Origin of the sequence: Haloarchaeobius lipolyticus (assembly GCF_051208015.1) — an archaeon.
Lineage (GTDB): Archaea > Halobacteriota > Halobacteria > Halobacteriales > Natrialbaceae > Haloarchaeobius.
On the sequence record NZ_JBPKGF010000005.1, the window covers coordinates 19,172 to 42,417 of the forward strand.

General features: G+C 63.4%; 20 protein-coding genes. 14 read left to right on the plus strand and 6 right to left on the minus strand.

All coding sequences use genetic code 11. From position 1 onward, the window contains the following. The first annotated feature begins 102 nt into the window (after positions 1–102). The 5 genes from ACSC1Y_RS15340 (at position 103) to ACSC1Y_RS15360 (ending at position 5,775) form a co-directional block, all read left to right on the plus strand. Positions 103–1,278: an MFS transporter gene (locus ACSC1Y_RS15340; RefSeq protein WP_435335810.1), complete on the plus strand. Its 1,176-nt coding sequence runs from the start codon at positions 103–105 to the stop codon at positions 1,276–1,278. A gap of 133 nt (positions 1,279–1,411) precedes the next feature. Further along, positions 1,412–2,578 carry a thiolase domain-containing protein gene (locus ACSC1Y_RS15345; RefSeq protein WP_435335811.1) on the plus strand — a complete coding sequence of 389 codons (1,167 nt, stop codon included), beginning with the start codon at positions 1,412–1,414 and terminating at the stop codon, positions 2,576–2,578. Between the two features lie 58 nt (positions 2,579–2,636). Next, a complete protein-coding gene (locus ACSC1Y_RS15350) occupies positions 2,637–3,035 on the plus strand; it encodes a Zn-ribbon domain-containing OB-fold protein (protein ID WP_435335812.1) in 399 nt (132 codons plus the stop codon). Between the two features lie 31 nt (positions 3,036–3,066). Next, on the plus strand, positions 3,067–3,567 hold the full coding sequence (locus ACSC1Y_RS15355) for a gamma carbonic anhydrase family protein (RefSeq protein WP_435335813.1): 501 nt from the start codon (positions 3,067–3,069) through the stop codon (positions 3,565–3,567). A 93-nt stretch (positions 3,568–3,660) separates the two neighbouring features. Next, positions 3,661–5,775 (plus strand): AMP-binding protein, encoded by a 2,115-nt coding sequence (locus tag ACSC1Y_RS15360; protein WP_435335814.1) that lies wholly within the window; start codon positions 3,661–3,663, stop codon positions 5,773–5,775. Positions 5,776–5,937: 162 nt separating this feature from the next. Here ACSC1Y_RS15360 and ACSC1Y_RS15365 read toward each other — a convergent pair whose 3' ends face one another. Both ACSC1Y_RS15365 and ACSC1Y_RS15370 read right to left on the minus strand, forming a co-directional pair. Further along, the gene (locus tag ACSC1Y_RS15365; protein ID WP_435335815.1) at positions 5,938–6,357 is read right to left on the minus strand and encodes a metal-sulfur cluster assembly factor; all 420 of its coding nucleotides are present in this window, start codon (positions 6,355–6,357) and stop codon (positions 5,938–5,940) included. After that, on the minus strand, positions 6,354–7,430 hold the full coding sequence (locus tag ACSC1Y_RS15370; RefSeq protein WP_435335816.1) for an amidohydrolase family protein: 1,077 nt from the start codon (positions 7,428–7,430) through the stop codon (positions 6,354–6,356). The genes ACSC1Y_RS15365 and ACSC1Y_RS15370 overlap by 4 nt, the downstream gene beginning before the upstream one ends. A 135-nt stretch (positions 7,431–7,565) precedes the next feature. Here ACSC1Y_RS15370 and ACSC1Y_RS15375 point away from each other — a divergent pair, with 135 nt between their 5' ends. The 5 genes from ACSC1Y_RS15375 to ACSC1Y_RS15395 all read left to right on the plus strand — a co-directional run bounded on the left by ACSC1Y_RS15375 (position 7,566) and on the right by ACSC1Y_RS15395 (position 12,619). After that, a complete protein-coding gene (locus tag ACSC1Y_RS15375) occupies positions 7,566–8,321 on the plus strand; it encodes an SDR family NAD(P)-dependent oxidoreductase (protein ID WP_435335817.1) in 756 nt (251 codons plus the stop codon). An 86-nt stretch (positions 8,322–8,407) separates the two neighbouring features. Beyond that, complete coding sequence (locus ACSC1Y_RS15380) at positions 8,408–10,084, plus strand: aldehyde ferredoxin oxidoreductase family protein (protein WP_435335818.1); 1,677 nt, start codon at positions 8,408–8,410, stop codon at positions 10,082–10,084. 92 nt (positions 10,085–10,176) lie between these two features. Then, complete coding sequence (locus tag ACSC1Y_RS15385) at positions 10,177–11,250, plus strand: 2,3-butanediol dehydrogenase (protein WP_435335819.1); 1,074 nt, start codon at positions 10,177–10,179, stop codon at positions 11,248–11,250. 2 nt (positions 11,251–11,252) lie between these two features. Next, on the plus strand, positions 11,253–12,062 hold the full coding sequence (locus ACSC1Y_RS15390; RefSeq protein ID WP_435335820.1) for an aldo/keto reductase: 810 nt from the start codon (positions 11,253–11,255) through the stop codon (positions 12,060–12,062). 62 nt (positions 12,063–12,124) lie between these two features. Continuing rightward, the gene (locus tag ACSC1Y_RS15395; protein ID WP_435335821.1) at positions 12,125–12,619 is read left to right on the plus strand and encodes a VOC family protein; all 495 of its coding nucleotides are present in this window, start codon (positions 12,125–12,127) and stop codon (positions 12,617–12,619) included. A 303-nt stretch (positions 12,620–12,922) separates the two neighbouring features. Here ACSC1Y_RS15395 and ACSC1Y_RS15400 read toward each other — a convergent pair whose 3' ends face one another. From ACSC1Y_RS15400 to ACSC1Y_RS15415, 4 genes are all read right to left on the minus strand, one after another. After that, complete coding sequence (locus ACSC1Y_RS15400) at positions 12,923–13,822, minus strand: ABC transporter permease (protein ID WP_435335961.1); 900 nt, start codon at positions 13,820–13,822, stop codon at positions 12,923–12,925. A gap of 104 nt (positions 13,823–13,926) precedes the next feature. After that, positions 13,927–15,492, minus strand: a complete 1,566-nt coding sequence (locus tag ACSC1Y_RS15405) for a sugar ABC transporter ATP-binding protein (RefSeq protein WP_435335822.1) — start codon at positions 15,490–15,492, stop codon at positions 13,927–13,929. 39 nt (positions 15,493–15,531) lie between these two features. Beyond that, complete coding sequence (locus ACSC1Y_RS15410; protein ID WP_435335823.1) at positions 15,532–16,845, minus strand: sugar ABC transporter substrate-binding protein; 1,314 nt, start codon at positions 16,843–16,845, stop codon at positions 15,532–15,534. Positions 16,846–17,039: 194 nt separating this feature from the next. After that, a complete protein-coding gene (locus ACSC1Y_RS15415) occupies positions 17,040–17,816 on the minus strand; it encodes an SDR family NAD(P)-dependent oxidoreductase (protein WP_435335824.1) in 777 nt (258 codons plus the stop codon). A 122-nt stretch (positions 17,817–17,938) separates the two neighbouring features. Here ACSC1Y_RS15415 and ACSC1Y_RS15420 point away from each other — a divergent pair, with 122 nt between their 5' ends. The 4 genes from ACSC1Y_RS15420 to ACSC1Y_RS15435 all read left to right on the plus strand — a co-directional run bounded on the left by ACSC1Y_RS15420 (position 17,939) and on the right by ACSC1Y_RS15435 (position 23,026). Beyond that, complete coding sequence (locus ACSC1Y_RS15420; protein WP_435335825.1) at positions 17,939–18,793, plus strand: beta-keto acid cleavage family enzyme; 855 nt, start codon at positions 17,939–17,941, stop codon at positions 18,791–18,793. Positions 18,794–19,358: 565 nt separating this feature from the next. Next, on the plus strand, positions 19,359–20,126 hold the full coding sequence (locus ACSC1Y_RS15425) for an IclR family transcriptional regulator (RefSeq protein ID WP_435335826.1): 768 nt from the start codon (positions 19,359–19,361) through the stop codon (positions 20,124–20,126). Between the two features lie 230 nt (positions 20,127–20,356). Further along, positions 20,357–20,986 (plus strand): rod-determining factor RdfA, encoded by a 630-nt coding sequence (gene rdfA, locus ACSC1Y_RS15430; RefSeq protein ID WP_435335827.1) that lies wholly within the window; start codon positions 20,357–20,359, stop codon positions 20,984–20,986. Between the two features lie 84 nt (positions 20,987–21,070). Next, positions 21,071–23,026 carry an archaea-specific SMC-related protein gene (locus tag ACSC1Y_RS15435; protein WP_435335828.1) on the plus strand — a complete coding sequence of 652 codons (1,956 nt, stop codon included), beginning with the start codon at positions 21,071–21,073 and terminating at the stop codon, positions 23,024–23,026. The last annotated feature ends 220 nt before the right edge of the window (positions 23,027–23,246 follow it).

Below are 23,246 nucleotides of genomic sequence, written 5' to 3' on the forward strand. Positions count from 1 at the left end.
GTGGCGAACCCGCGTCACGCGACGTGTCACGATGGGGGAGAAGCGAACCGACATTTGCCACCGACAGCACTTATTAAATCCCTCGGTATGTATCACCTCACCATGGCAAATCGTCGTGCCTGGACAGCCGTGTTGTTCCTGTTCGTCGCCTGTCACGGCGTCCTGCAACAGGCACGGGGAGCGCTCTTACCGAGCTTCGAGAGCGAGTTCGTCGTCACACAGGACCTGCTCGGAATGGTCGGCCCGGCGGGGACGCTCGGGCTCCTCCTCGCCGTGATGGTGGTCGGGATGCGCTCGGGTTCCCTCGACGTCAAACGGATGCTCATCCTCGGGACCGCGGCCACGGTCGTCGGGTCGTTCCTCATCGGCGTGACCTCGTCGTTCGTCACGCTGCTCGTGTTCCTCTTCGTCCAGGGTGCGAGCATCGGAACGGTTCGCGCGCTCGACCGACCCTTGCTCAGCCACCTCTATCCGGACGGTCGGGGGCGCCTGTTCAACCTGTACGCGCTGCTGTGGGCGGTCGGCGCGACGACCGGCCCGCTGTTCGTGAACGCGGTCCTGAAGACCGCCGACTGGCGGCTGGTCTACACGTTGATGGGACTGGCGTTCCTGCCGCTTCTCGTCGCCATGTGGCGTTTCGACCTCCCGTCGGAGTCGTGGTCGGAGGCGTCGATATCGGTCGAGGGACTCCGGGGCGTTCTTCGGAAACCTGCCATCCTGGGCATGGTCGCCGCGCTCGTCTGTAGCGGCGCCATCGAGGGGACTGTCTTCACGTGGCTCCCCTTCTACGCGTCGCAGTTCATGCCGCGGTCGTCGGCCAACGTCCTCCTGTCGAGCTTCCTCGTCATGTACATCCCGGCACGCCTCATCTACAGCGTGCTCGTCGACCGGTTCCATCAGCTCGACCTCGTGGCAGTCGTCGGCCTCGCCTCGCTTCCGCTACTCGTCGTCGCGTTCGTGCTCCGCATCGAACCACTCTTCCTCCCCGCCGTGATGAGCCTCGGGTTCTTCGTCGCCGGTTTCTTCCCGACGCTCTCGGCGTTCGGCGTCGACTCGACCCCGGCGTTCAGCGGCCCCGTCAACGCAATCGCAACCGGGGCGAACTTCCTGGGAATCACTGCTGGACCGTTCGTCGTGGGGATTCTCGCGGGGCAGGTCGGTATCACGCAGGCCATGCCGGTCATCGTCGCCGTCATGGGCGGCCTGGTCGTAGCGACGGTCATCACCCGCCTCACGGTCGACGAGTCTGGCCACTCTCACGCGAGCGAATCACTGTGACCGGCAATCTGACCGGCCATCCCCGACTGTGCGCCGACCGAAGACCAACCGAATAACTCCCGGCAGATCCGGGCCGTCCGATATTGTCTCCATCGCAATAGCTACAACCCGGGGTACCGTTCACTATTGCTGTATGCAACCAGTCCGCATAGCGGGCGTAGCGGTGACTCCGTTCGGCGAGCACCCGGAACAGACGGGGAGAGCGCTGTTCGCCCAGGCGACACGTGGGGCGCTGGCAGACACCAGTGTGCCGCGTGAGGACATCGACGAGGTACTGTACGGCAACTTCATCGGCGAGGTCACCGAGTCGCAGGGACATCAAGGGCCGCTCGCGGCCGAAGTCGCCGGGACGACCGCGGCGGCGACCAGGTTCGAGAGTGCCTGTGCGTCCGGCGGGGTCGCGATGCGAGCCGGGGTCCGCGCGATACGGAGCGGCGACGCGGACGTCGTCCTCGTCGGCGGGATGGAACGGATGAGCAACGTCGACGTGAACGAGGCGACCGACGCGCTGGCACTGGCCGCCGACGACCTCCACGAACGTCGCGTCGGGATGACCTTTCCGGCCGCGTACGCGCTGTTGACCGAGGCGTACTTCCGCGAGTACGGCGGCTCCCGGGAGGACCTGGCGGCCATCGCGGTCAAGAACCACGACAACGCGCTCGACAACGAGAACGCCCACCTCAGACACGAGATCACGGTCGACGACGTGCTCGATGCACCGTCCATTTCCGACCCCATCGGACTGTACGACGCCTGTCCCATCAGCGACGGGGCGGCAGCCGTCGTCCTGGTCAGCGACGAGTACGCCGAGGAACACGACCTCGACGCGCCGGTCGCAGTGACGGGGACGGGTCAGCGGAGCGACACGCTGGCGCTCCAGCGCCGGGCGAACCGGGCCTACACGGCCGCGACGGAACAGGCAGCATCCGACGCGTACGACCAGGCGGGTATCACCCCAGCGGACGTCGACCTCGTCGAACTCCACGATTGCTTCACCATCGCGGAGGTCCTGGCGCTCGAAGCGCTCGGGTTCTACGAACCGGGGGCGGGTATCAGCGCGGCCGCCGACGGCGAGACGACCCGAGATGGACAACTGCCGGTCAACCTCTCGGGGGGACTCAAGGCGAAGGGACATCCGGTCGGCGCGACCGGCGTCGCCCAGATCGTAGAGCTGACCGAACTCCTTCAGGGCGAGCACCACCACAGCGACGCGGTGTCCGACGCCCGGGTCGGCCTCGCCCACAACGCCGGTGGCACCGTCGCGAGTGCAGTCGTGCACGTGTTGGAGGTGGTCGCATGAACGAACGAAGTGAGCGAATGCGAGTACGCCGGGCCGAAGGTCCGGAGGTAGTCGCAGAATGAGCGAGCCCAGCGACCACGGCGGAGACGCCGGGTTCGACGAGTTCCTCGACGCAGTCGCGTCCGACGACGGCTACTATCTTCGCTGTGCGTCCGGCCACGGCGCGGTCCCGCCCACGCAGCGCTGTCCGGTGTGCGGCGACGAAGCGCTTACCCCGCATCCTCTTTCCGAGGCCGGCGAACTCGAGGACGCGACGACGGTCCACGTCGCCCCGACCGGCTTCGAGGACGAGACGCCGTACGTCGTCGGCATCGCTCAATTCGGCCCGGTCACGCTCACAGGGAGAGTTCGCGGGCTGGACGCGAACGCCGGCACGACCGGAACCGCGGTCGTCCCCACCGTAGAGGACTCCCCGACCACTGGGAAACGGCTCCTCGTGTTTCGGCCGAGGGAATAGCACTATACCACCCGCCCACACAACCATCCGTATGCAGAAACCACTTCGAGATACGAGCCCGATGGTCGCCGACTCCGCCTTCGTCTCCGAGATGGCCTACCTCGTCGGCGACGTCGCAGTCGACGAGCGAGCGAGCCTCTGGCCGTTCGTCTGCCTCCGGGGCGACGGCGCACCCGTCGACGTCGGCAAGGAGACGAACGTCCAGGAGTTCACCATGCTCCACGGCGCGACCCTCGGCGACGAAGTGACCGTCGGCCACAGCGCGGTCGTCGACTACGCGACCATCGAGGACCACTCACTCGTCGGGATGCAGAGCTCCGTGCTGCGGGGTGCGACCGTCGAGTCGAACTGCATCGTCGCGGCCAACTCGGTCGTCCTGCAGGACCAGACGATTCCAGAGGGCCACCTGGCGTACGGGACGCCTGCGAAGACGAAGCCCCTGAGTGAGGCCCAGCTCGACGAGATATCGCGAACGCACGAGCACTACGTCGAACTCGGCCAGGAGTACAGGGACGAAGGGCAGTTCGAGTAGCGACTGATTCTCCGTCCTCACCGGCCCGTCGCAGGCACTACCGGCATCCGGGCCTCTTATAGTGTGGGATGCCGTCACAGTAGGACAGACGCCATGTCAGACCAGCCCACGGACTCTGCAGCGATAGCGCATCAGCCGTCACAGGCCTTCGTCGAGTCGACGAACGTCTGGACGTTCATGCAGGAGTACGATATCGACGACTACGACGAGCTCATCGAACGGACCACGAGCGAGGTCGACGGGGTCCCCGAGTCAGGGGTCGACTGGTTCTGGGACGAACTGGTCGACTACCTGGATATCGAGTTCTACGAGGAGTACGATTCGGTCAGAGACGATAGCGGGGCGCACCGCGCCACGGAAGACGCGAGCGGTGAAACCGCGAGCATCGGCGGACCACAGTTCACTGACTGGTACCACGGCGGCACCATCAACACCGCCCATAATGTCGTCGACCGTCACGCGGAACGCGACAGCGAGACGCGGAACAAGGTGGCACTCATCTGGGAAGGCGAGCCGGGAGACGTCTCCGCGAGCAGCGCGAGCGGAGGCTCGTCGGGCCGGCGGTCCGACGGTGTTCGAGAGATAACCTATCACGAGCTTCATCGCCAGGCGAACAAGGTCGCGAACTACCTCGAATCGGCCGGCATCGAGACCGGTGATACGGTCGGCCTCTACATGCCGATGGTCCCCGAGGTCGTCTCCATCCTCTACGGCTGCTTCAAGGTCGGCGCCATCGCCGTTCCCATCTTCTCCGGCTTCGGGGTGGACGCCGCCGCGACCCGCATCGCCGACGCGGAATGTTCGGTCCTGTTCACCGGCGACGGGTTCTACCGCCGCGGCGGCGAGATACAGCTCAAAGGGGCCGCCGACGAGGCCATCGAGGAGGCCGGCTACGTCGAACACACCGTCGTCTACGACCGCCTCGGTGGGTCCGACGCGGAATCTAGCGTCGACGTGCCCTGGACCGACGGGCGAGACGAGTGGTGGCACGAGGTCGTGGAGACCCAGGACGACGCCTACGACACCAAGGAACTCGATTCGGGTCAGGCGTCGATGCTCCTCTACTCCTCGGGCACCACAGGGACGCCGAAGGGCATCGTCCACACCCACGCCGGCGCACTGATGCAGTGCGCCAAGGAGCTCCACTTCGGCTTCGACCAGCAGCCCGCAGACCGGTTCTTCTGGGTCTCGGACATCGGCTGGATGATGGGCCCCTGGACGCTCATCGGGAACCACGCGTTCGGCGGGACAGTCTTCATGTACGAGGGCGCACCCGACCACCCCGAGCCCGACCGGTTCTGGGAGATGATCGACCGGCACGACCTGACGCAGTTCGGTATTTCGCCGACTGCCATCCGCGCCCTGCGAAAGCATGGGGACGACTGGGTCGAGAAGCACGACCTCTCCAGCCTGCGTATCCTCGGCAGCACGGGCGAGCCGTGGGACCCGGAGTCCTGGCAGTGGTTCTACGAGAACGTCGGCGGCTGCGAGGCACCCATCATCAACATCTCCGGCGGCACGGAGATCTGCGGCTGCTTCCTCATGCCGATGCCCATCAACGACCTCAAACCGTGCAGCCTCGGCGGGCCGGGGCTCGGCATGGATATCGACATCGTCGACGCAGACGGTGAGAGCGTCCGCGACGACCACGAGCGCGGCTATCTCGTCGCGCGCGACTCCTGTCCGAGCATGACGAAGTCGCTCTGGTCCGGCGACGAGCGTTACCTCGAGGAGTACTGGAGCACCTGGGACGACCTCTGGGACCACGGCGACTGGGCCCAGCAGGACGAGGACGGCTTCTGGTTCCTCCACGGCCGTGCCGACGACGCCCTCAACGTGGCCGGCCGGAAGGTCGGGCCCGCGGAGATAGAGGGCGTCCTCTGCGAACACGAGGACATCAACCAGGCCGCGGCCGTCGGCGTCCCCGACGACACGACCGGGACCGCCGTCGTCGCGTTCGTCATCACCGAACCGGGCGTCGAGCCGAGCGACGAACTCGCCGGCGAGCTCCGCGAACTCGTCGGTGCGGAACAGGGCAAACCGTTCCGTCCCCGCGAGCTTCTGTTCGTCGACGACCTCCCTCGCACGCAGTCCGGGAAGGTCATCCGGCGGGCGGTCGAGGCCGTCTATCGAGGGGAGGACCCGGGCGACCTCTCGTCGATGGAGAATCCGGCGGCACTCGACGATATCGAGTCGGTTGTACAGTGAGACGGTAGCGGTCGCTGTTCGGTCTATTTTCGGGAGAAGCGGCGAGACGGTGAGCGGCCGGGAGGCCGCACGGTGGATAGCTGTGGTGGGTGCTGGAACAGACTCGTCTCGGCCGCGCGCACGGATTCGGGTTGGCTGTCGTTTTCGTGTCTGTCCGGTTCGTCAGCTGGTTCGCTCCGCGTACGGCGTGACGCCAGCCTCGTCCATACGGTTCAGGAACCGCTCACGGCGCTCTCTCCGCTCGTCTTCGGCCATCCGCTCCTGTGTCCAGACCTGGCCGCTGGTGTCCTGGTGGACGTCGACCGTCTCGACACCGTCGAGCGCTTCGACGCGCTCGATGATCTCGTCGTTCATGTCGATGAAGTACGTACAGAGCTGCGAGGTCAGCAGCAGCGTGACCTCGACGTGGCGGCCGCCGTCTCGCGTCTCGATGTCCTCGACGAGACCGAGGTCGAGGATGCTGACCGGGTGGTTGCTCATGCAGCTGCACGGGTCGAGCACCTGGTCGAGTTCCGCCTTGATGGCGGACTTGAGCGGGTCGTCGAACTCCTGGTCGGCGGTGATGTGGCTTGTCGTGCTCATGCGTCGGTGTCGTAGGTGGACCACGGGTCGGCCGGGAACGCGTCGTCCTCACGGAGTTCCCGCCGCTTCTGATCCCACTTGTCGCCCTCTATCTGGTTGCGCACGTCCTCGGGATCCTTCCCCAGGATGCGGAGTGCGTTCCCGCCGAGGATCTTCTCCTTGTCCTCCTGGGTGACCTCGGGGTAGTCCTGGTTCATGCGGAGGTCCTCCGGCATCTCGAAGTTCCAGATGCCCTCGATGGGCGGCTGCGGGTGCAGCGCGGTCGCCCCGCTCGCGAACAGGATGCGGTCCGGGCCGGCCCAGTACAGCATCTCGCCGAGCGACTCGGCGAACTTGCGCGGGCGCGTGTTGACCATACAGGCCGTGTTCTCGAGGTTCGCCCAGACGTTCTCGTGGCTCGCCATCGCGAACACTGTCTCCTCGAGGAACGAGAAGCCCGCGTGGATGATCTCGAAGTTCAGGTCCGGGAACGACAGTGCCGCGTCCTCGACGTCGGCCATCCGGAAGTACCGGACCGGCGCCGTCGCGAACGGGATGAACTTGTGCATCGCCACGGTGTCGACGTCGCTGTCGGCAGCCGCCTCGAGGATGGGCCAGACGGCGTCCTCGGTGAGCTGCAGCGAGAGGTCCTGCCCGTTCTGGTAGCGCGACGGATAGAGCTTGATGCCCTTGACGAAGTCCTTCGACGCGTAGTGGTGGACCTGCTCGACGGCGTCGTCTTCGAGCGGGTTGATGTCGACGTACATCGACGTTCGGGTCGGGTTCTGCTCGCAGAACTCGAACCCTTTCTCGCGCGAGACGTATCCGTCGTGGAAGTAGTCGTCGAGCGGCAGCGAGTGGTACACCGTGTAGTCGATCTGACTCTCGAGGAAGATGAGCCGGGCCAGTTCCTCGGGCGAGTGGTCACGGTAGAAGACCTCTTCCGACGGGACGTGGCTGTCCGGTAGAAGTTTCGCGCCGAGTTCGTAGGTCTCGTCGTCCCACCGCTGGGCGTGTGGATGCTTGTGGTTGTCGGGTGTGTGGTTGAAACAGTGACTGACCGAGTCAACCACTAATGCGCCAGACTCTAGCATACAGTGTGTTGATTCCCGACATACCGTATTAAAGTTATGGATGTTTCCAAACATTGTCGGGTCACACTACTTGCATCTCCTCGACGTGGGGCCGGGCAACACTTATTGAATCACAGTCGGTTGGTACGATGAAGCATGAGTGGTAGACTCACGGATAGCGTAGCACTGGTGACCGGTGCCGCATCGGGCAACGGTCGAGCCATCGCACGCCGCTTCGCGGAGGAGGGCGCGAGCGTGACGGTCGCGGACCTTCAGGAAGAACCGCGACTCGGAGGCGAGCCGACGCACGAACTCATCGAATCGGACGGCGGTGACGCCCAGTTCGTCCAGACCGACGTAACCGATGTCGACGCCCTTCGTCACGCCGTCGACCGAACCGTCGAGGCCTTTGGCTCCCTCGACGTCATGGTGAACAACGCCGGCGTCGACCGACAGCTCCCCGTCGAGGAAGCGAGCGAGGAGGACTTCGAGTTCCTCATGGACATCAACCTCAAGGGCGTCTACTTCGGCTGTCAGGCAGCTGTCGAGGTGATGCTGGAGCAGGACGATGGCGGCCGAATCGTCAACATGTCCTCCATCGCCGGCATCCGCGGGCTGCCGAACTCCTCGCTCTACTGCACCTCGAAAGGCGGGGTCACGAACCTCACGCGTCAGCTCGCCGTCGAACACGGCGAGAACGACATCCGCGTCAACGCCCTCAATCCCGGCCTCATCGAGACGGCGATGACCCAGGAGGACGGCGACACCGCGGGTGGCCTCCTCGAACAGACTCCCCTCGGCCGCGCTGGCCAGCCCGACGAGGTCGCCGACGCTGCCCTGTTCCTCGCGAGCGACGAGTCGTCGTACATGACCGGCCACAACCTCGTGCTGGACGGCGGGTTCACGGCCTGAAGAACGCGCCTGCCGGTAGCGGCTGTCGGAACGAAGTTGCGCCTGTCGTAACGATTTTGTAGCGCGTTCGAGACTGTACTCTGTGTATGCTTCACACTGAGGGGCCCCTGCTGTCCATCGACTGTGGGGACCGCACGACCACCACCGAGAACATCGACGAACTGCTTACGGCGTTCGTCGGCGGCCGGGGTGTCGCGACGAAACTCGCGCACGAGCGCGTGCCGTTCGACGCGGACCCGCTCGGGCCCGAGAACCGGGTCTACCTGAGCACCGGCCCGATGCAGGTCTCGAACATGAGCTTCACCGGCCGCATGAACTGCACGAGCGTCTCTCCGCTGACCGGCGGCCTGCTCTCGTCGAACGCCGGCGGCTTCATGTCCCGGCACCTGGCGGACACGGGCTACGCAGCCGTCGAGTTCACCGGTGCCAGCGACGAGCTGGTCATCGTCCACGTCTCCGACGACGAGGTTCGGTTCGAGGACGTTCCCGAACTCGAACAGGCCACCGTCCCGGAGACGGTCGACTACATCGAATCTGAGCACGGCCTCGACGCCGAGCACACCGCCTGCATCGGGCCTGCCGGCGAGAACGGGGTCCGGTTCGCCTCCATCATGACCACCGAGAGCCGGGCGTTCGGCCGCGGCGGACTGGGTGCAGTGCTCGGGTCGAAAAACGTCAAGGCGGTCACGTTCGACGGCGACTCCCGCCCCGAGATAGAGATTCCGCCGGTCCAGATGGACGTCCACCGAGACGCGGCGACCTCGGACAGCCTGATGAAGCGCCAGGGGACGACCAACGTCACCGACCTCGCGAACGAGGTCGAGGCGCTGCCGACGCGGTACTTCTCCGAACTCTCGTTCGAGGGCGTGGAGGGAATCAACGGCGACAGCGTCGAGCAGAAGAAGTACAAGAAGGGCACCTGCTCCGCCTGTGCCTACGCCTGCAAGCTGCCCACGAAGGACGAAGAGCGCGGGGTCGAGACCGAGGGTCCCGAGTTCGAGACGGTCATGTCGTTCGGGTCGAACGCCGGCGTCGACGACGTCGTCGACGTGATGAAGTCGAACAGCCTCTGCGACGAGTTCGGGCTGGACACCATCTCCTGCGGGGACGTCATCTCCGCGTACCTCGCGAGCGAGGACGAGTTCGGCAACACCGAGCTCATCTTCGACCTCGTCGAGAAGATCGCCTACCGCGAAGACGTCGGCGACCTGCTGGCGGAGGGCGTCGCCCGCAGTCACGAAGAGCTCGGCGTCGAGAACTGGTCGGTGAAGGGACTGGAGTTCGCCGCCCACGACGGCCGGACGCTCCACGGCCAGGGGCTCTCGTACGCGGTGGCCAACCGCGGTGCCGACCACATGTACACCACGCTCTACTCCTGGGAGTATCCGCTGGTCGACAGCTCCGAGGCGCTGTCGAAGCACGGTCTGGAGGACAAGGCCCCGTTCGTCGTCCGCCAGGAGAACGCACGGGCGTTCGAAGACTGCGGCATCGTCTGTCGCTTCGCGCGCGGGACGATGACCGTCGACCGGTACGAGGCCCTGTTCGACGGCGACTACGACGACATGCTCGCCATCGGCTCTCGCATCGTCGAACTCGAGCGTCACTTCAACAACCAGCGCGGCTTCGACCGCACAGACGACCGCCTCCCGTACGAGCTCCCAGACTTCGAAGCGGCACTCGACGAGTACTACGCGGAACGCGACTGGAACGACGACGGCACCGTTCCCGACGACCACGTCTCAGCACTCCCGGCGGACGACTGACGCTGACTGCAGCAGACGTCGTCTCCCTACGTACGGTCGCGAGGATTGACAGAAACGAACGCTTTTGTGCATGGTCCGTGTTACTACGCCCCATGAGGGTTGCAAATTACTACGGCCCGGGAGACCTCCGTGTCGAATCGGTCGCCGAACCCGACCTCGGTGCCGACGACGTCCGGATCGAAATCGCCGCCTGTGGCATCTGCGGAACCGACCTGCACGAGTACGAAGACGGCCCAGACCTGATACCGGGCGAGGGAGACAACCACCCGCTGACGGGGGTCTCCTTGCCCATCCCGCTCGGCCACGAGTTCAGCGGGACCGTCACGGCAGTCGGGAACGACGTCACTGGCGTCGAAGTGGGCGACGCAGTCACGGTCAACCCCGCGATGGTCTGTGGCGACTGTCGGTACTGTGACGAGGGGCGTCACAACCTCTGTGAGTCAGTCGCGAACGTTGGCCTCTCGGCCGAGAGCGGGGGGTTCGCTGACGCCGCGGTGGTGCCCGCAGCGAACGTCGTCCAGCTCCCCGAGAGCGTCCCCGTCGAATACGGCGCACTCGTCGAACCGTTCAGCGTGGGCGTCCACGCGACCCGACGCTCCGGGATGCAGACCGGCGACAGCATCGCCGTCTTCGGTGCCGGCCCCATCGGAATCTCCATCGTCCAGGCCGCGAGAGCAGCTGGCGCGACGGAGGTGTTCGTCTCCGAGCCACGCGCGAAGCGACGGGAGATAGCCGAGTCCGTCGGTGCGACGACCACGCTCGACCCAACAGCGACTGACGCCGTAGAGGCCATCACCGACGCGACCGACGGTGGCGTCGACGTGGCGTTCGAGGCGGTCGGCATCGAACCGACGTTCAAGGCCGCCATCGAGGCGACGAAACGCGGCGGACAGATAACCTGCGTCGGAATCTCCGACGACGACGTCGGGCTGACCCCGAACGAACTGGTCGTCGTCGAACGGACCATCAACGGCTCGAACGGCTACCTGAGCGGTCCGCTCGCAGACCGCGAGTTCGAGATGGTCACCAGTTTCCTCGAATCCGGGGAGTTCGACCCGGAGCCGATGATAACCGCCCGTATCGATCTGGCGGACATCGTCGAAGATGGGCTCGAAGAACTGCTCGACCCCGAGAGCGAGCACGTCAAGATTCTCGTGGAGCCGTGACGATGACTGCAGACGACATTCCCCGGCTCGGTTTCGGCACCGTCGGCGTGACCGACCCGGCGACCATCGAGACCGCGCTCGACATCGGGTATCGACACATCGACACCGCGCAGTGGTACGAGAACGAGGACGTCGTCGGCCAGGGCATCGCCCAGGCCCCTGTTCCTCGAGACGAGGTGACCGTCGCGACCAAGGTCCTCCCCGAGAACCTCGGTGCCGACGACGTCCATCGGACGACCGACGAGAGCCTCGAGCGACTGGGACTGGACAGCATCGACGTCCTCTACGTCCACTGGCCGACGAACGCGTACGACCCTGAAGCGACGCTCGGTGCGTTCGACGAGCTCTACGACGCGGGCAAGATCCGTGGAGTGGGCCTGAGTAACTTCACGCCCGCACTGCTCGACGACGCGCGCGAGATACTTGACGCACCCGTTCTGGCGACACAGGTCGAGATGCACCCGCTCCTCCACCAGGAGGAACTGGTCGAGTACGTCCAGCAGGCGGGGATGCAGCTGGTCGCCTACTCGCCGCTGGCGCAGGGGCAGGTGTTCGACGAGCCGGTCCTGCAGGAGATAGCCGCCGCCCACGACGTCAGCGTCGCACAGGTCAGCCTCGCGTGGCTGTTCAGCAAGGACGACGTCGCCGCCATCCCGAAGGCATCGGGAGACCACATCGCGGACAATTACGCCGCACTGGACCTCGAACTCACCGACGACGACATCGCCCGCATCGACGCGATCGACCGTGAGGTCCGGACCGTCGACCCCGACGACGAGGAGAAGGTCGACCGGACGCCGTGGGCCGAGTAACGCACCGCTCGACTCGCTGAACCCGAATCTATTTGCTGTTGTGTGCCATCTCTTGGCACTGAATGTCCGCAAACCCATATCCGCGTGGCCTCGCCCACGTCGGACTCACCGTTCCGGACCTCGACGAAGCGATCGACTGGTACTGCGACGTCCTCGGCTTCAGCCACGTGAAGGGACCAGACGAGATAACCGCGAACGAGGGCTACGGCGGTCGGCAAGCCGCGAACCTCCTCGGCGAGTTCGAGACGATGCGGTTCGCACACCTCGCGACCGGGAACCAGATCGGCATCGAACTGTTCGAGTTCACGTCGACCGGGGACGCGTCGGAGCCCGACCCGACGCGAGCTGGGCTGTTCCACCTGTGCGTCATCGACCCGGACGTCGAAGGGCTCGCCGCCCGCATCGACGAGAGCGGCGGCGACCACTACTCCGACGTGTGGGAGATATTCGAGGACGACGACGAGTACACGCTGACCTACTGCAAGGACCCGTACGGCAACCTGCTCGAGATATACTCGCACAGCCACGAACGCATCTACAGCAATCAGGACGACTAGCGACTCACGCACCGGACCTGCCGAACGAGACCGAGATGGCGGCACCGAGTGTGTGCCGGCAGAACGACACTCTGTCCACTATTCTTCGACGACGGTGACGCGACGCTCTCCAACTGTAGAGCACGTTGGAGCTGGTAGCGTGGTGATGGCCGTGGCGACAGACGTGCATGACCGAGCCAGGAACGTACGTGATAGAGCCAGAAACGTGCGTTGACCCAGCGACCAGCTCGACCGGGGCGACAGAACAGAAACGGTGAAAGTCGAACTACGGTCGACAGCGGTACGATGGAGCGCCCGGTGCGCTCACTTCACCACGTCTATCTTGCGGCGGTCGATGGACAGCGCGACTGCCGCGACGACGACCACGCCCAGGACGATCTCCTGGATGAACGGGTCGACCGCGGTGAGGTTCATGCCGTTCTGCAGCACCGCGATGACGAGGACGCCGAGGAGCGTCCGGTGTGGGCCGCCCACACCGCCGGTCAGTGCGGTACCGCCCATGACGATGGCTGCGATGCTCGGCAGGAGGAACCCCTCGCCCATCTGGGCCGAGCCCGAGGAGATACGGGCGGCGAGTAGCGCGCCGGCGACCCCGCAGAGCAGCCCCGAGAGGATGAACGGGTAGATCTTGTAGCGGTCCACCTTCGCGCCGGCGAGTTCGACGACGCGCTCGTTCTCCCCGAGTGCGTAGCAGTACCGGCCGAACTTCGTCCGCCACGCGAGGAAGACGGTGAAGCCGTAGAACAGCAGGCCCCACATCACGAGGTTCGGGACGCCGGGAATCCATTCGCCGGTGGCGATGTTCCTGACCGTCTCGCTCCGGAACGTGATGGACGACCCGTCGGTCACGATGAGCGCGAGACCGCCCATTATCGACAGGGTCCCGAGGGTGACCAGGAACGACGGAACCTTGAGCTTCGTGAACACGAGGCCGTTGATGGCGCCTGCGACCATTCCCACGAGGACGGCGATGAGCAGTGCGAAGACACCGTAGTCTCCGACGAGGACGGCCGCGACGACGCCGGTGAGCGTCACGAGCTGTGCGACCGAGAGGTCGATGCTCTGTTGCAGGATGGGGAACGTCCCGGCCAGCGCGACGAGCAACAGGAACGCACTGTTCTTCGCGACGTTGCTGACGAGGTTTCCGTAGGTGAGGAAGTTCTCCGACTGCAGGGAGAAGATCACACCGAGGACTATCAGCATGGCGAACGGGCCGACGTCGATGATCCAGTCCTGAAGTGTCCGCTCCTCTCGTTGCTCGGCTATCCACTGCGAAATCGCGTTTGCGTTCGTGCTTCCACTCATTGTTAGATCATCCGCTGTATCAGTTGTTCTTCGGTCGGTTTGTTACCCGGCGATGCGTCGAGGATGTTCTCGTCGAGCCGTCCCTTCCGCATGACCGCGATGCGGTTCGACATCCCGATGACCTCTTGCAGTTCGTCGCCGATGAACACGATAGAGACGCCCTTCTCGGTGAGTTCGCGGCAGAGGCGGTACACCTCCTCCTTCGCGCCGACGTCCACGCCTCTCGTGACGTTGTCGACGACGAGCACCGACGATTCCTGTGCGAGCCACCGTGCCAGGACAACCTTCTGCTGGTTCCCGCCACTCAGTCCGTGGACGAGGGCGTCCCGGCTCGGCGTCTTGATGTTCAGTTCGTCGATGGCGTCGTCGGTCATCTCCTTCTCCCCGTCGAGGTCGAGCAGGGGTAGCTTTCCGTTCATGGTTCGCACGGCGGCCAGCGAGGTGTTCTTCACCACGGACTGGAACAGCAACAGCCCCTCCGACTTCCTGTCCTTCGGGACGTAGCCGACGCCGGCCTCGACCATCTCGGAGACGGAGCCGGTCTCGACGACGGAGCCGTCGATCTGGACCGTCCCTTCGGTCGCCGGGAGGTCCCCGGCTAACATCCTGCCGAGGCGCTCTTTCCCGGAGCCTTCGACGCCGACGATGCCGAATATCTCTCCCTCGCGGACGGAGAACGAGACCGGGCCGATGTCCTCGTGCTCCGTCCGAAGGTTCTCGACGCGCATCGTCGGCTCGCCGAGGGATTCCTGGTCGCGCTGGTCCGGAATCTTGTAGTATTCGGACGAGCTCTCACGACCGACCATCTTCTCCTGGAGCAGGTCCTGGGTCGCGTCGGCCGATGCGACCTCGTGGACCAGTTCACCGTCTTTGAGGACGTACACGCGGTCCGTGACCTCCAACACCTCGTCGAGTTCGTGAGACACGAAGACGAACGTCGCCTGGTCACGGAGGTCGTCGATACGTTCGAACAGCAGTTCGCGTCCAGCCTCCTCGAGCCCAGCCGTGGGTTCGTCGAGCAGGATGACAGGATTGTCGGATTTACTGGAACGGTGGAACGCCTTCGCGATCTCCAGCATCTGCCGTTCGTTGAACGAGTAGTCCTTGACGTACTTGTCCACGTCGAGGTCGATACCGAGGTCGTCGACGAACTCCTGAGCCGCCGCACTCATCTCGCTCTGCTTGAGCACACCGAGACGGGACGACTCACGTGCGAGGAACAGGTTCTCGTAGCCCTTGAGGTTCGGAATGACGTCCTGTTCCTGGTGGACCAGAGAGACGCCGTACTCGGCCGCCTCCCGTGGACTCGACAGGGAGACCGACTCGCCGTCGATGGTTATCTCCCCGCCGTCCGGCTGCAACACCCCGGTGAGGATGTTGAGAAGCGTGCTCTTTCCAGCGCCGTTCTCGCCCACGAGACCGACGACCTCACCCTTGTCGATGTGGAGCGAGACCCCGTCGAGGGCGGTGACGTGCCGGAAGGACTTCGAGATGTCGTGGACACGGAGGCTCGACGTCCCCTCCGGTGGGTCGGAGAACGTGTCGTCGGGTGCTGCGGTTTGTGTCATCTTATTTGCCATGGTTCTCACAGAGCGAGGTAGTGGTGATCACTCGAGGGGGTTGGTCTGGTAGTGGTCCGCGTACATCTTCTCGACCTCGTCCAGTGCGGCCGAATCGGAGTACACGGACGGTATCTCGTAGCCGCTCGGACGATTATCTTCCTTCCAGCTGAGAAGCCCCGGCGCGACCATGTCCTCCTTCCGGATGGGGACGAGCGAGTTCTGCGGGTCCCAGCTGTCCTCACCGGCCTCGACGACGGACATCTTCTTCCAGTCGTACGGCGTGGAGTCGCCCTCGAAGATGAGTTCGTTGAAGTTGCCCGCGTCGATGACGGGGAGCGTCTCTATCATGTCGAAGTCGCTCGTCTCCTTCACGAGCAGAGGACTGCCGTGCAGCATCATCCGCTCGCCGGGCTTCGGCCTCCACCCGTTGGCGAAGTCGTGCGCCTTGACCAGACACCAGCCACCCTGCCACGGACCGAGCGAAGACACGGAGGCGGTGAACCGGCCCTCTTCGACCAGCTGTAGCGCCTCCGGAATGCCGTCGATACCGACGACCTCGACGTCGAGGTCGTTCTCCTCGGCGATGGTGAGCGCTCCGAGACCGACGGCGTCGTTCTGTCCGAACACGCCGTCTATCTTGTCCCCGAACTGGGAGACGAAGTCGGACATGACCTTGCGGGCCTCGGACTTCACCCAGCGACCCTGCTGGGGCGGTGCGAGGAGATTGATGTCCGGGTACTCCTTCATCGCCTTCTCGAGACCGAGGTTACGACCGGTGTTGGCGGCGTTCCCGCGCACGCCCTCGATGTGGACGATGTTCCCGCTTCCGCCCATCGATTCGAAGAGCGCCTTCGCGGCGGTGTAGCCGTTGTTAATCGCGTTCGGCATGAAGAACTGGACGAACTCGTCGCCGGCGTCCTGTGGAGTATACCACTTGTCGATGGTCCAGAGCATCGTCAGCGGGACACCGGCATCGACTGCTGCCTCGGCGATCGGGGGGACACCGGAGTTCGTGAACGCCTGCCCCATGATGAGGTCGACGTTGTTCGCGATTCCGGAATCGACCTGCTGAATCTGTTTACTCAGTTTACCCTCGTTGAGCTGCACGTTCGTCTCGTACCCGAGCGCGGCTGCAGCTTCCTTGTAGCCCTTGACCCAGGAACCCCAGTACGCGTTGGAGAGTCGCGTGATGGTCGCCATCGATTTGCCACCACCACCACCGCCGCCACCGGAACTTCCACCGTTACCGCCGCCACCGCCGCCATCGCCGCCACCGCCGCCGCTACCTCCGTCACCGCCGAGGCAGCCAGCGAGTCCGCCGAGGCCAACCGTTGCCCCGCCGAGTGCAGTTCTACTCATGAATCTCCGCCGTGATTGGTTCCTGCTATCTCGTGCCATGCTTCGAACAATACGTAGATTCGAGGGGTAGCATTTATAATTTATGTATATGTTATTATGGTTGGCGGTATGTACCCGACGGGGGTGAGCGAATACGGGGGTACAGGATACACCGGAAGAAACGAGTTACGAGGTCGGACCTGCCAGGCTGATGGTCAATACATCACCTTCCCGGCAGAGACGTTGATGTCCTGCCCGGTGATGCGGTTCGCGTCCTCCGAACAGAGGAATGCGACGACGCCCGCGATGTCTTCCTTCTGCACGAGCTCGTTCCGCGGACTCTCTGCTTCAGCATCCCCACGAACTGCTTCGTAGGTCCGTCCCGAAGCCTCCGCCTTGGCCTCGAAGACCCGTTTGATTCGAGGACCGTCGACCGACCCCGGACAGATCGCGTTGACGTTGATGTCGTGCTTGCCGACCTCCGCGGAGAGCGTCCTGGTGAACCCGATGAGGCCCATCTTCGTTGTCGCGTAGGGAAGTCGCTGTGTGAGCGGCCGCTTCCCGGTCACCGATGCGATGTTCACGATACGTCCGTACGACTGCTCCTTCATCGCGGGCAGTACCTGTCGGCACATGTAGAACGGTCCGCGGAGGTTGACAGCGAGCGTCTGGTCCCAGTCGTCGGGGTCGACCGACTCGCATTCCGCGGTCGGCCCGGCGATACCCGCGTTGTTGACCAGAATCTCGATGGTCTCGAACTCTGCGAGTGCCTCGTCGACCGTCGATTCGACGTCCTCGAACGAGCGAAGGTCCGTCTGGATAGTGTGGGCACGTACGCCCTCAGCCTCGACGAGTTCCGCCGTCTCGGCCATCTCCTCGGCGTCGATGTCCGCGATCACGACGTTTGTACCCTCTGCAGCCAGCGCACGACAGATAGCACGTCCGATTCCTCGACCGCCACCGGTAACGATGGCAGTGCTTCCTGATACCATATATCAAAAGCTACGAGAGACGTGATATAAAGATTGTGTATATATTCATAGAGTATTTTCGATTGCCGAACCCTCGGAACCACCCAAAATTATAAATCTTGGATACCCGCTGGTTGTAGCATATGCCGTACCGTGGCTACAGCGACTACTTCGAGAAGAAGCTCGTCATCAGCGTCGCAACGACCGGCGGCCATCAGGGGAAGGAGGCGAACCCGAACCTGCCAGAACAGCCAGAGGAGATAGCCCAGGACCTCGCAGAATGCGAGGAGGCGGGAGCGTCGATCGTCCACATCCACGCCCGTGACGAAGACGGAGACGGGACGAAGGACGTTGCGCGCTTCCAGGAGATTCGCGACTGCATCGACGAGTACTGTGACGACATCATCGTGAACTTCACCACCGGAGGCGGCGGAATCTACTCACGGGAAGAACGGATCGCACCGATACTCGAGACCGAACCCAGACCGGAATTGGCGACCATCGACCTCGGTCCCATCAACTTCGGGCAGACGAGAACGGCGGTGAACACGCGCGAACAGAACGAGGAGTACGCCGAGCGGATGCGCGATGCCGGTGTGAAACCCGAGCTCGAGCTGTTCAACCCAGGCCAGATTCCCGAGGCGGACCACCTCATCGAGGAGGGGCTCCTCGACGCACCCTACTGGGCGACGGTCATCTTCGGGATGCAGAACGGGATGCCGCCCGGTCCACGAAACCTGATCAACTTCGTCGACAACCTCCCGGACCCCGTCGAGTGGCAGGCCCTCGCCGTCGGGAAACACCAGCTACCCATGACGACCGCGGCGATCACGATGGGCGGTCACGTCCGCGTCGGTATGGAGGACAACATCTACTACCGCAAGGGGGAACTCGCGGAAAGCAACGCACAACTGGTCCGACGGACGGCCAGGATCGCAGAGGAACTCGAACGTCCGATCGCTACACCGGCCGAAGCTCGCGAGATGCTCGGCCTGTAAGCAGCTGTCTCGCTCTACTCTGACTTCTACTAATACTTCTGACGTCAACAGGACCGTCGGGTCGGCCGTGTATCCCACAGAGAAGCCGTCTACCGTCGTCATGTGCCCCGTTCACACGTCACGAATCGCTGTTCCTCCGATGGACCTGTGGAGTGACGCGATTCACAGGCCATCGCCCCACGTGGCGTGACAGGCCCGCAAACGCACGTATTCGGTATCGTGAATGGTGTGCCCATCTGGAATCGTCAGGTTACGATTCCCGTGGTACTCGTCGACTCGTTAGCTCTCTTTATCAGGTCAGAACAGCTAGCAGACATCCACTGGATTTTACCGATAATTCGTGTACAATACGGTCGAAATACACCTGAATCCCCACATATCGGAGCTTCCAATGAAATTACTACTATTGTACGTAATTCGCTTCACCATAATCTTATATACGGAGTAGCCGTCGGAACCGGTGACTGACCGGCTCTGTGCACGGTGATAGCTACCATAGGACGGGGATGGTCGCATCCATTCGGCCAGGGTGAATATTATAACCCCCCTTCCCATTGGCATAGGCATGGGAACGCAAGGTACCGGACGAACGCTGCAAACTACGCAGACATCACTCGAGGTCATCGAGAAACTGCGAGAGATGGACGGCGGCCGCGTCACCGAGATCGCCGAAGAGATGGGCATCGCTCCCAGTACGACGCACGCACATCTTACCACGTTGAAGGACAACGAGTACGTCGTCAAGAGCGGCGACGTGTACAACCTCAGCCTCAAGTTCCTCTCGTTGGGGAACTACGTCGGCACCCGAAAGGAGGCGTATCGGACCGCGGCGTCGTATACAGAGCAACTCGCACAGGAGACCGAGTGTCGGGCGGTGTTCGTCGTCGAAGAGAACGGTCGAGGCGTCTACATGCACACGGGCTCGGGGAAACACGCCGTCTGGAAGTACTCGACCATCGGCAAACGATTCCATCTCCACCAGACCGCCTCTGGGAAGGCTCTGCTGTCTGAACTGCCCGAGAGTCGCGTTCGAGAGATCGCGGACGAGTGGGGACTCCCCGGGCGAACCGAGAACACGATCACGGATATCGACACGCTCCTCGACGAATTAGCGGAGATTCGCGAGACCGGAATCGCGTTCAACGAGGAGGAACAGCTCGACGGCGTGAAAGCGGTCGGCGTCCCCGTGATGGGGCCGGACAACCGTGTCGTCGGAGCCTTCAGTGTCGCGAGTCCGGCGAACAGGGTGGACGAGAACCGTTTCCGGAACGAACTCCCACAGATACTCCTGGGCGTCGCGAACGAGTTCGAACTCGAGATATCGCTCTCCTGAGTCCGGCCACATTCACCGTTACACCAATATATCCGTAACACCGTCCGTAGCGGTCTCCGCATTCACGAGGGCCGAATGCGGTGAGACGGGCCCGTGATGGCGTAGAATAGAGCCAGTTTGAACCCTCGCGCCTCCATCAGGACTGGCCCATATTCTACCGAGGATGGGCTGCGACGACGCTCGTCGCTGACCTCCAACTTTTATGTATCGCATTCACCTACCCAGACGTAATGACCGATTCACAGGACGAGACCTCGACGACACCGAACAACAAGGTGGACCGCGTCATCCAGAAGTACGACCTCGGTGACGTCGGGGCAGAGCTGGAACGCCGGTGGCTGGGCGAGGAGGGCGACCAGCTGAGTGTCAGGGACCTCGCGGCCCTGTTCAACAAGCGGATTCTCCGGACGCAGCTCGAGTCGAGTGACGTGTTCACCGTCGGAGAGAACGTCGACCACATCTACCAGGGGCTCACCGCCGACGGGGACTCGGGGCAGGAGGACCAGACCATCATCAGGGCACGGCTTGAACAGAGCGGCGTCGACGTCGACGAGCTCGAGTCCGACTTCGTCTCCCACCAGACCATCTATCGATACCTGAAGAACCAGCGGAACGCGGAGCAAGCGGAACCCACCGACGAAGAGCGAATAGAGAAGGCCGAGCAGACGATACAGCGGCTGCGGGGCCGGACAACAGCCGTCACCGAACGGTCGCTCGAGGGATTACAGAAGAGCGGGAGTATCTCGCTCGGTGAGTTCAGCGTCCTCAACGACATCCAGGTGTTCTGCGAGCGCTGCGGCCGCAGCTACGACGTCGCCGACCTGCTCGAACGCGAGGGGTGCGCGTGCGAGACGGGATGATGTTACAACAATATACACGTAACATCTGAGACAGGGGCTGGTGGTGGGAATAGTTTTAAATAACTTCGGTATTAAGAGACTGACATGGCTCAGGTTTCGAAGTCTGATACTACTGTGCGTCTCAACGTGCAGAACATCGGTGGGATCTCCGAGACGAACGTCGAGTTCGAACCGGGCGTCAACGTCCTCTCCGGACGGAATGCGACGAACCGGACCTCGCTCCTCCGCTCGATAATGGCAGCACTCGGGAGCGACGACGTCTCGATCAAAAGCGACGCCGAGGAAGGGTTCGTAGAGCTCGAAATCGGCGACAGAACCTACTCCAGACATCTCTATCGAGAAAACGGTACCGTCCGGATGGAGGGTGACCCGTACCTCGAGGACGCCGAACTCGCGGACCTCTTCGCGTTTCTTCTCGCGACGAACGAGACCCGGCAGGCGGTCCTGACCGAACAGAACCTCCGGGAACTCATCATGCGGCCGGTCGATACCGACGCCATCAAGAACGAGATATCTTCGCTCGAGAACGAAAAGAAGCGCGTCGACGACCGGCTCGAGGAGCTCTCCCAGCTCAAACAGCAGCTTCCCAAGCTCGAGAAGAAGCGGGCGGACATCGAAGACGACATCGACGCGAAGGAGTCCGAACTCGAGGAGAAACGCGACGCCATCGAGTCCGCCGACAGTGACGTCAGCGAGTCCAAAGAGGAGAAGGAAGCACTCGAATCGAAGATGGACGAGCTCAGCGACGTCCGGGGTGACCTCAACGACTGTCGCCAGGAGATAGAGGTTCAACAGCAGAGCCTCGAAGCACTTCGCGACGAGCGCGAGACGCTCGAGAACGACGCCGCGGACCTTCCGGACGAGCCGACCGGCAACATCGACGAAATCGACGCCGAAATCGACCGGCTCCGCAAGCAGAAGCAGGGCCTCCAGTCGGAGGTCAGTACCCTCCAGCAGATCATCCAGTTCAACGAGGACAACCTCGACGGAACCAGCTCGGACATCCTGCAGGCGCTCACCGCCGACCACTCCGACTCGGGCGGGGCTCTCACGGACCAGCTGGTCGAGGACTCGGAGACGGTCGTCTGCTGGACCTGCGGTCACGAGGTCGACCGCGAGGACATCGAGGCGACCATCGACCGGCTGAAGGAGCTCCGCAAGGAGAAGATGAGCCAGACGCGGGCCATCGACGACGACATCGACGAGCTGGAGAACGAGCGCATCACCTACGAAGAGAAGGAGCGCCAGCGCAAGCAGGTTCACGAGCGGCTCCAGCGGACCCGAGAACAGATAGACTCGCGCGAGGAGAAGATAGAGCGACTCGAGGACGAGCGAGAGGAACTCGAGGCTCGGCTCGAAGCCGTCGAAGACGACGTCGAGTCGCTGCAGACCCAGAAGGACGACACGATCCTCGCGCTGCACAAGGAAGCGAGCCAGCTGGAGGTCGAGCTGAACCGTCTGGAGCGCCAGCGCAACCAGGTGGACAGGGAGATCGAAGACATCGACGAGGCCGTCGAAGAACGCGACGAACTGGAGGAACGACGCGAGGAGATAAACCAGGAACTGGCGGACCTCCGGACGCGTATCGACCAGATAGAGGCCGAGGCCATCGAGTCGTTCAACGAGCACATGGATACCGTTCTCGACGCGCTCGGCTACGAGAACATCGCCCGCATCTGGATCGAGCGGAACGAGCGCGAGGTCCGCGAGGGTCGGCGGAAGGTGACCAAGCGCGAGTTCGAGCTGCACATCGTTCGTGAGTCCGAGTCCGGCGCCGCGTACGAAGACACCATCTCGCACCTCTCCGAGAGCGAGCGAGAGGTCACCGGGCTGGTGTTCGCCCTCGCCGGCTACCTCGTCCACGACGTGTACGAGGAGGTCCCGTTCATGCTCCTCGACTCGCTCGAGGCCATCGACTCCGACCGTATCGGAAAGCTAATCGACTACTTCGAGGACTACCCAGACTTCCTCGTGGCCGCCCTGCTGCCGGAGGACGCAGAGGCCGTCGACGCATCCAATCCGCGCATCAGCCAGATATAGGTCCGGCCCAGCGGCCGAATATCCCTTCCTTCCGTCGTTCCGGTCGACCCCGGTAGAATGAGAGAGTGTTCGATGACATCGAATTGCTCTGGCCGCGGTGCTTCGTCATCGGGTTCTACAATCCTGAGCCGCCTCGAATCCGCTGCCGTACTGGGTAATGCCGTCGACCGGTTCAGATCGATTCTATCACGTCGAACGATGACGAATCAATGCAGACCGG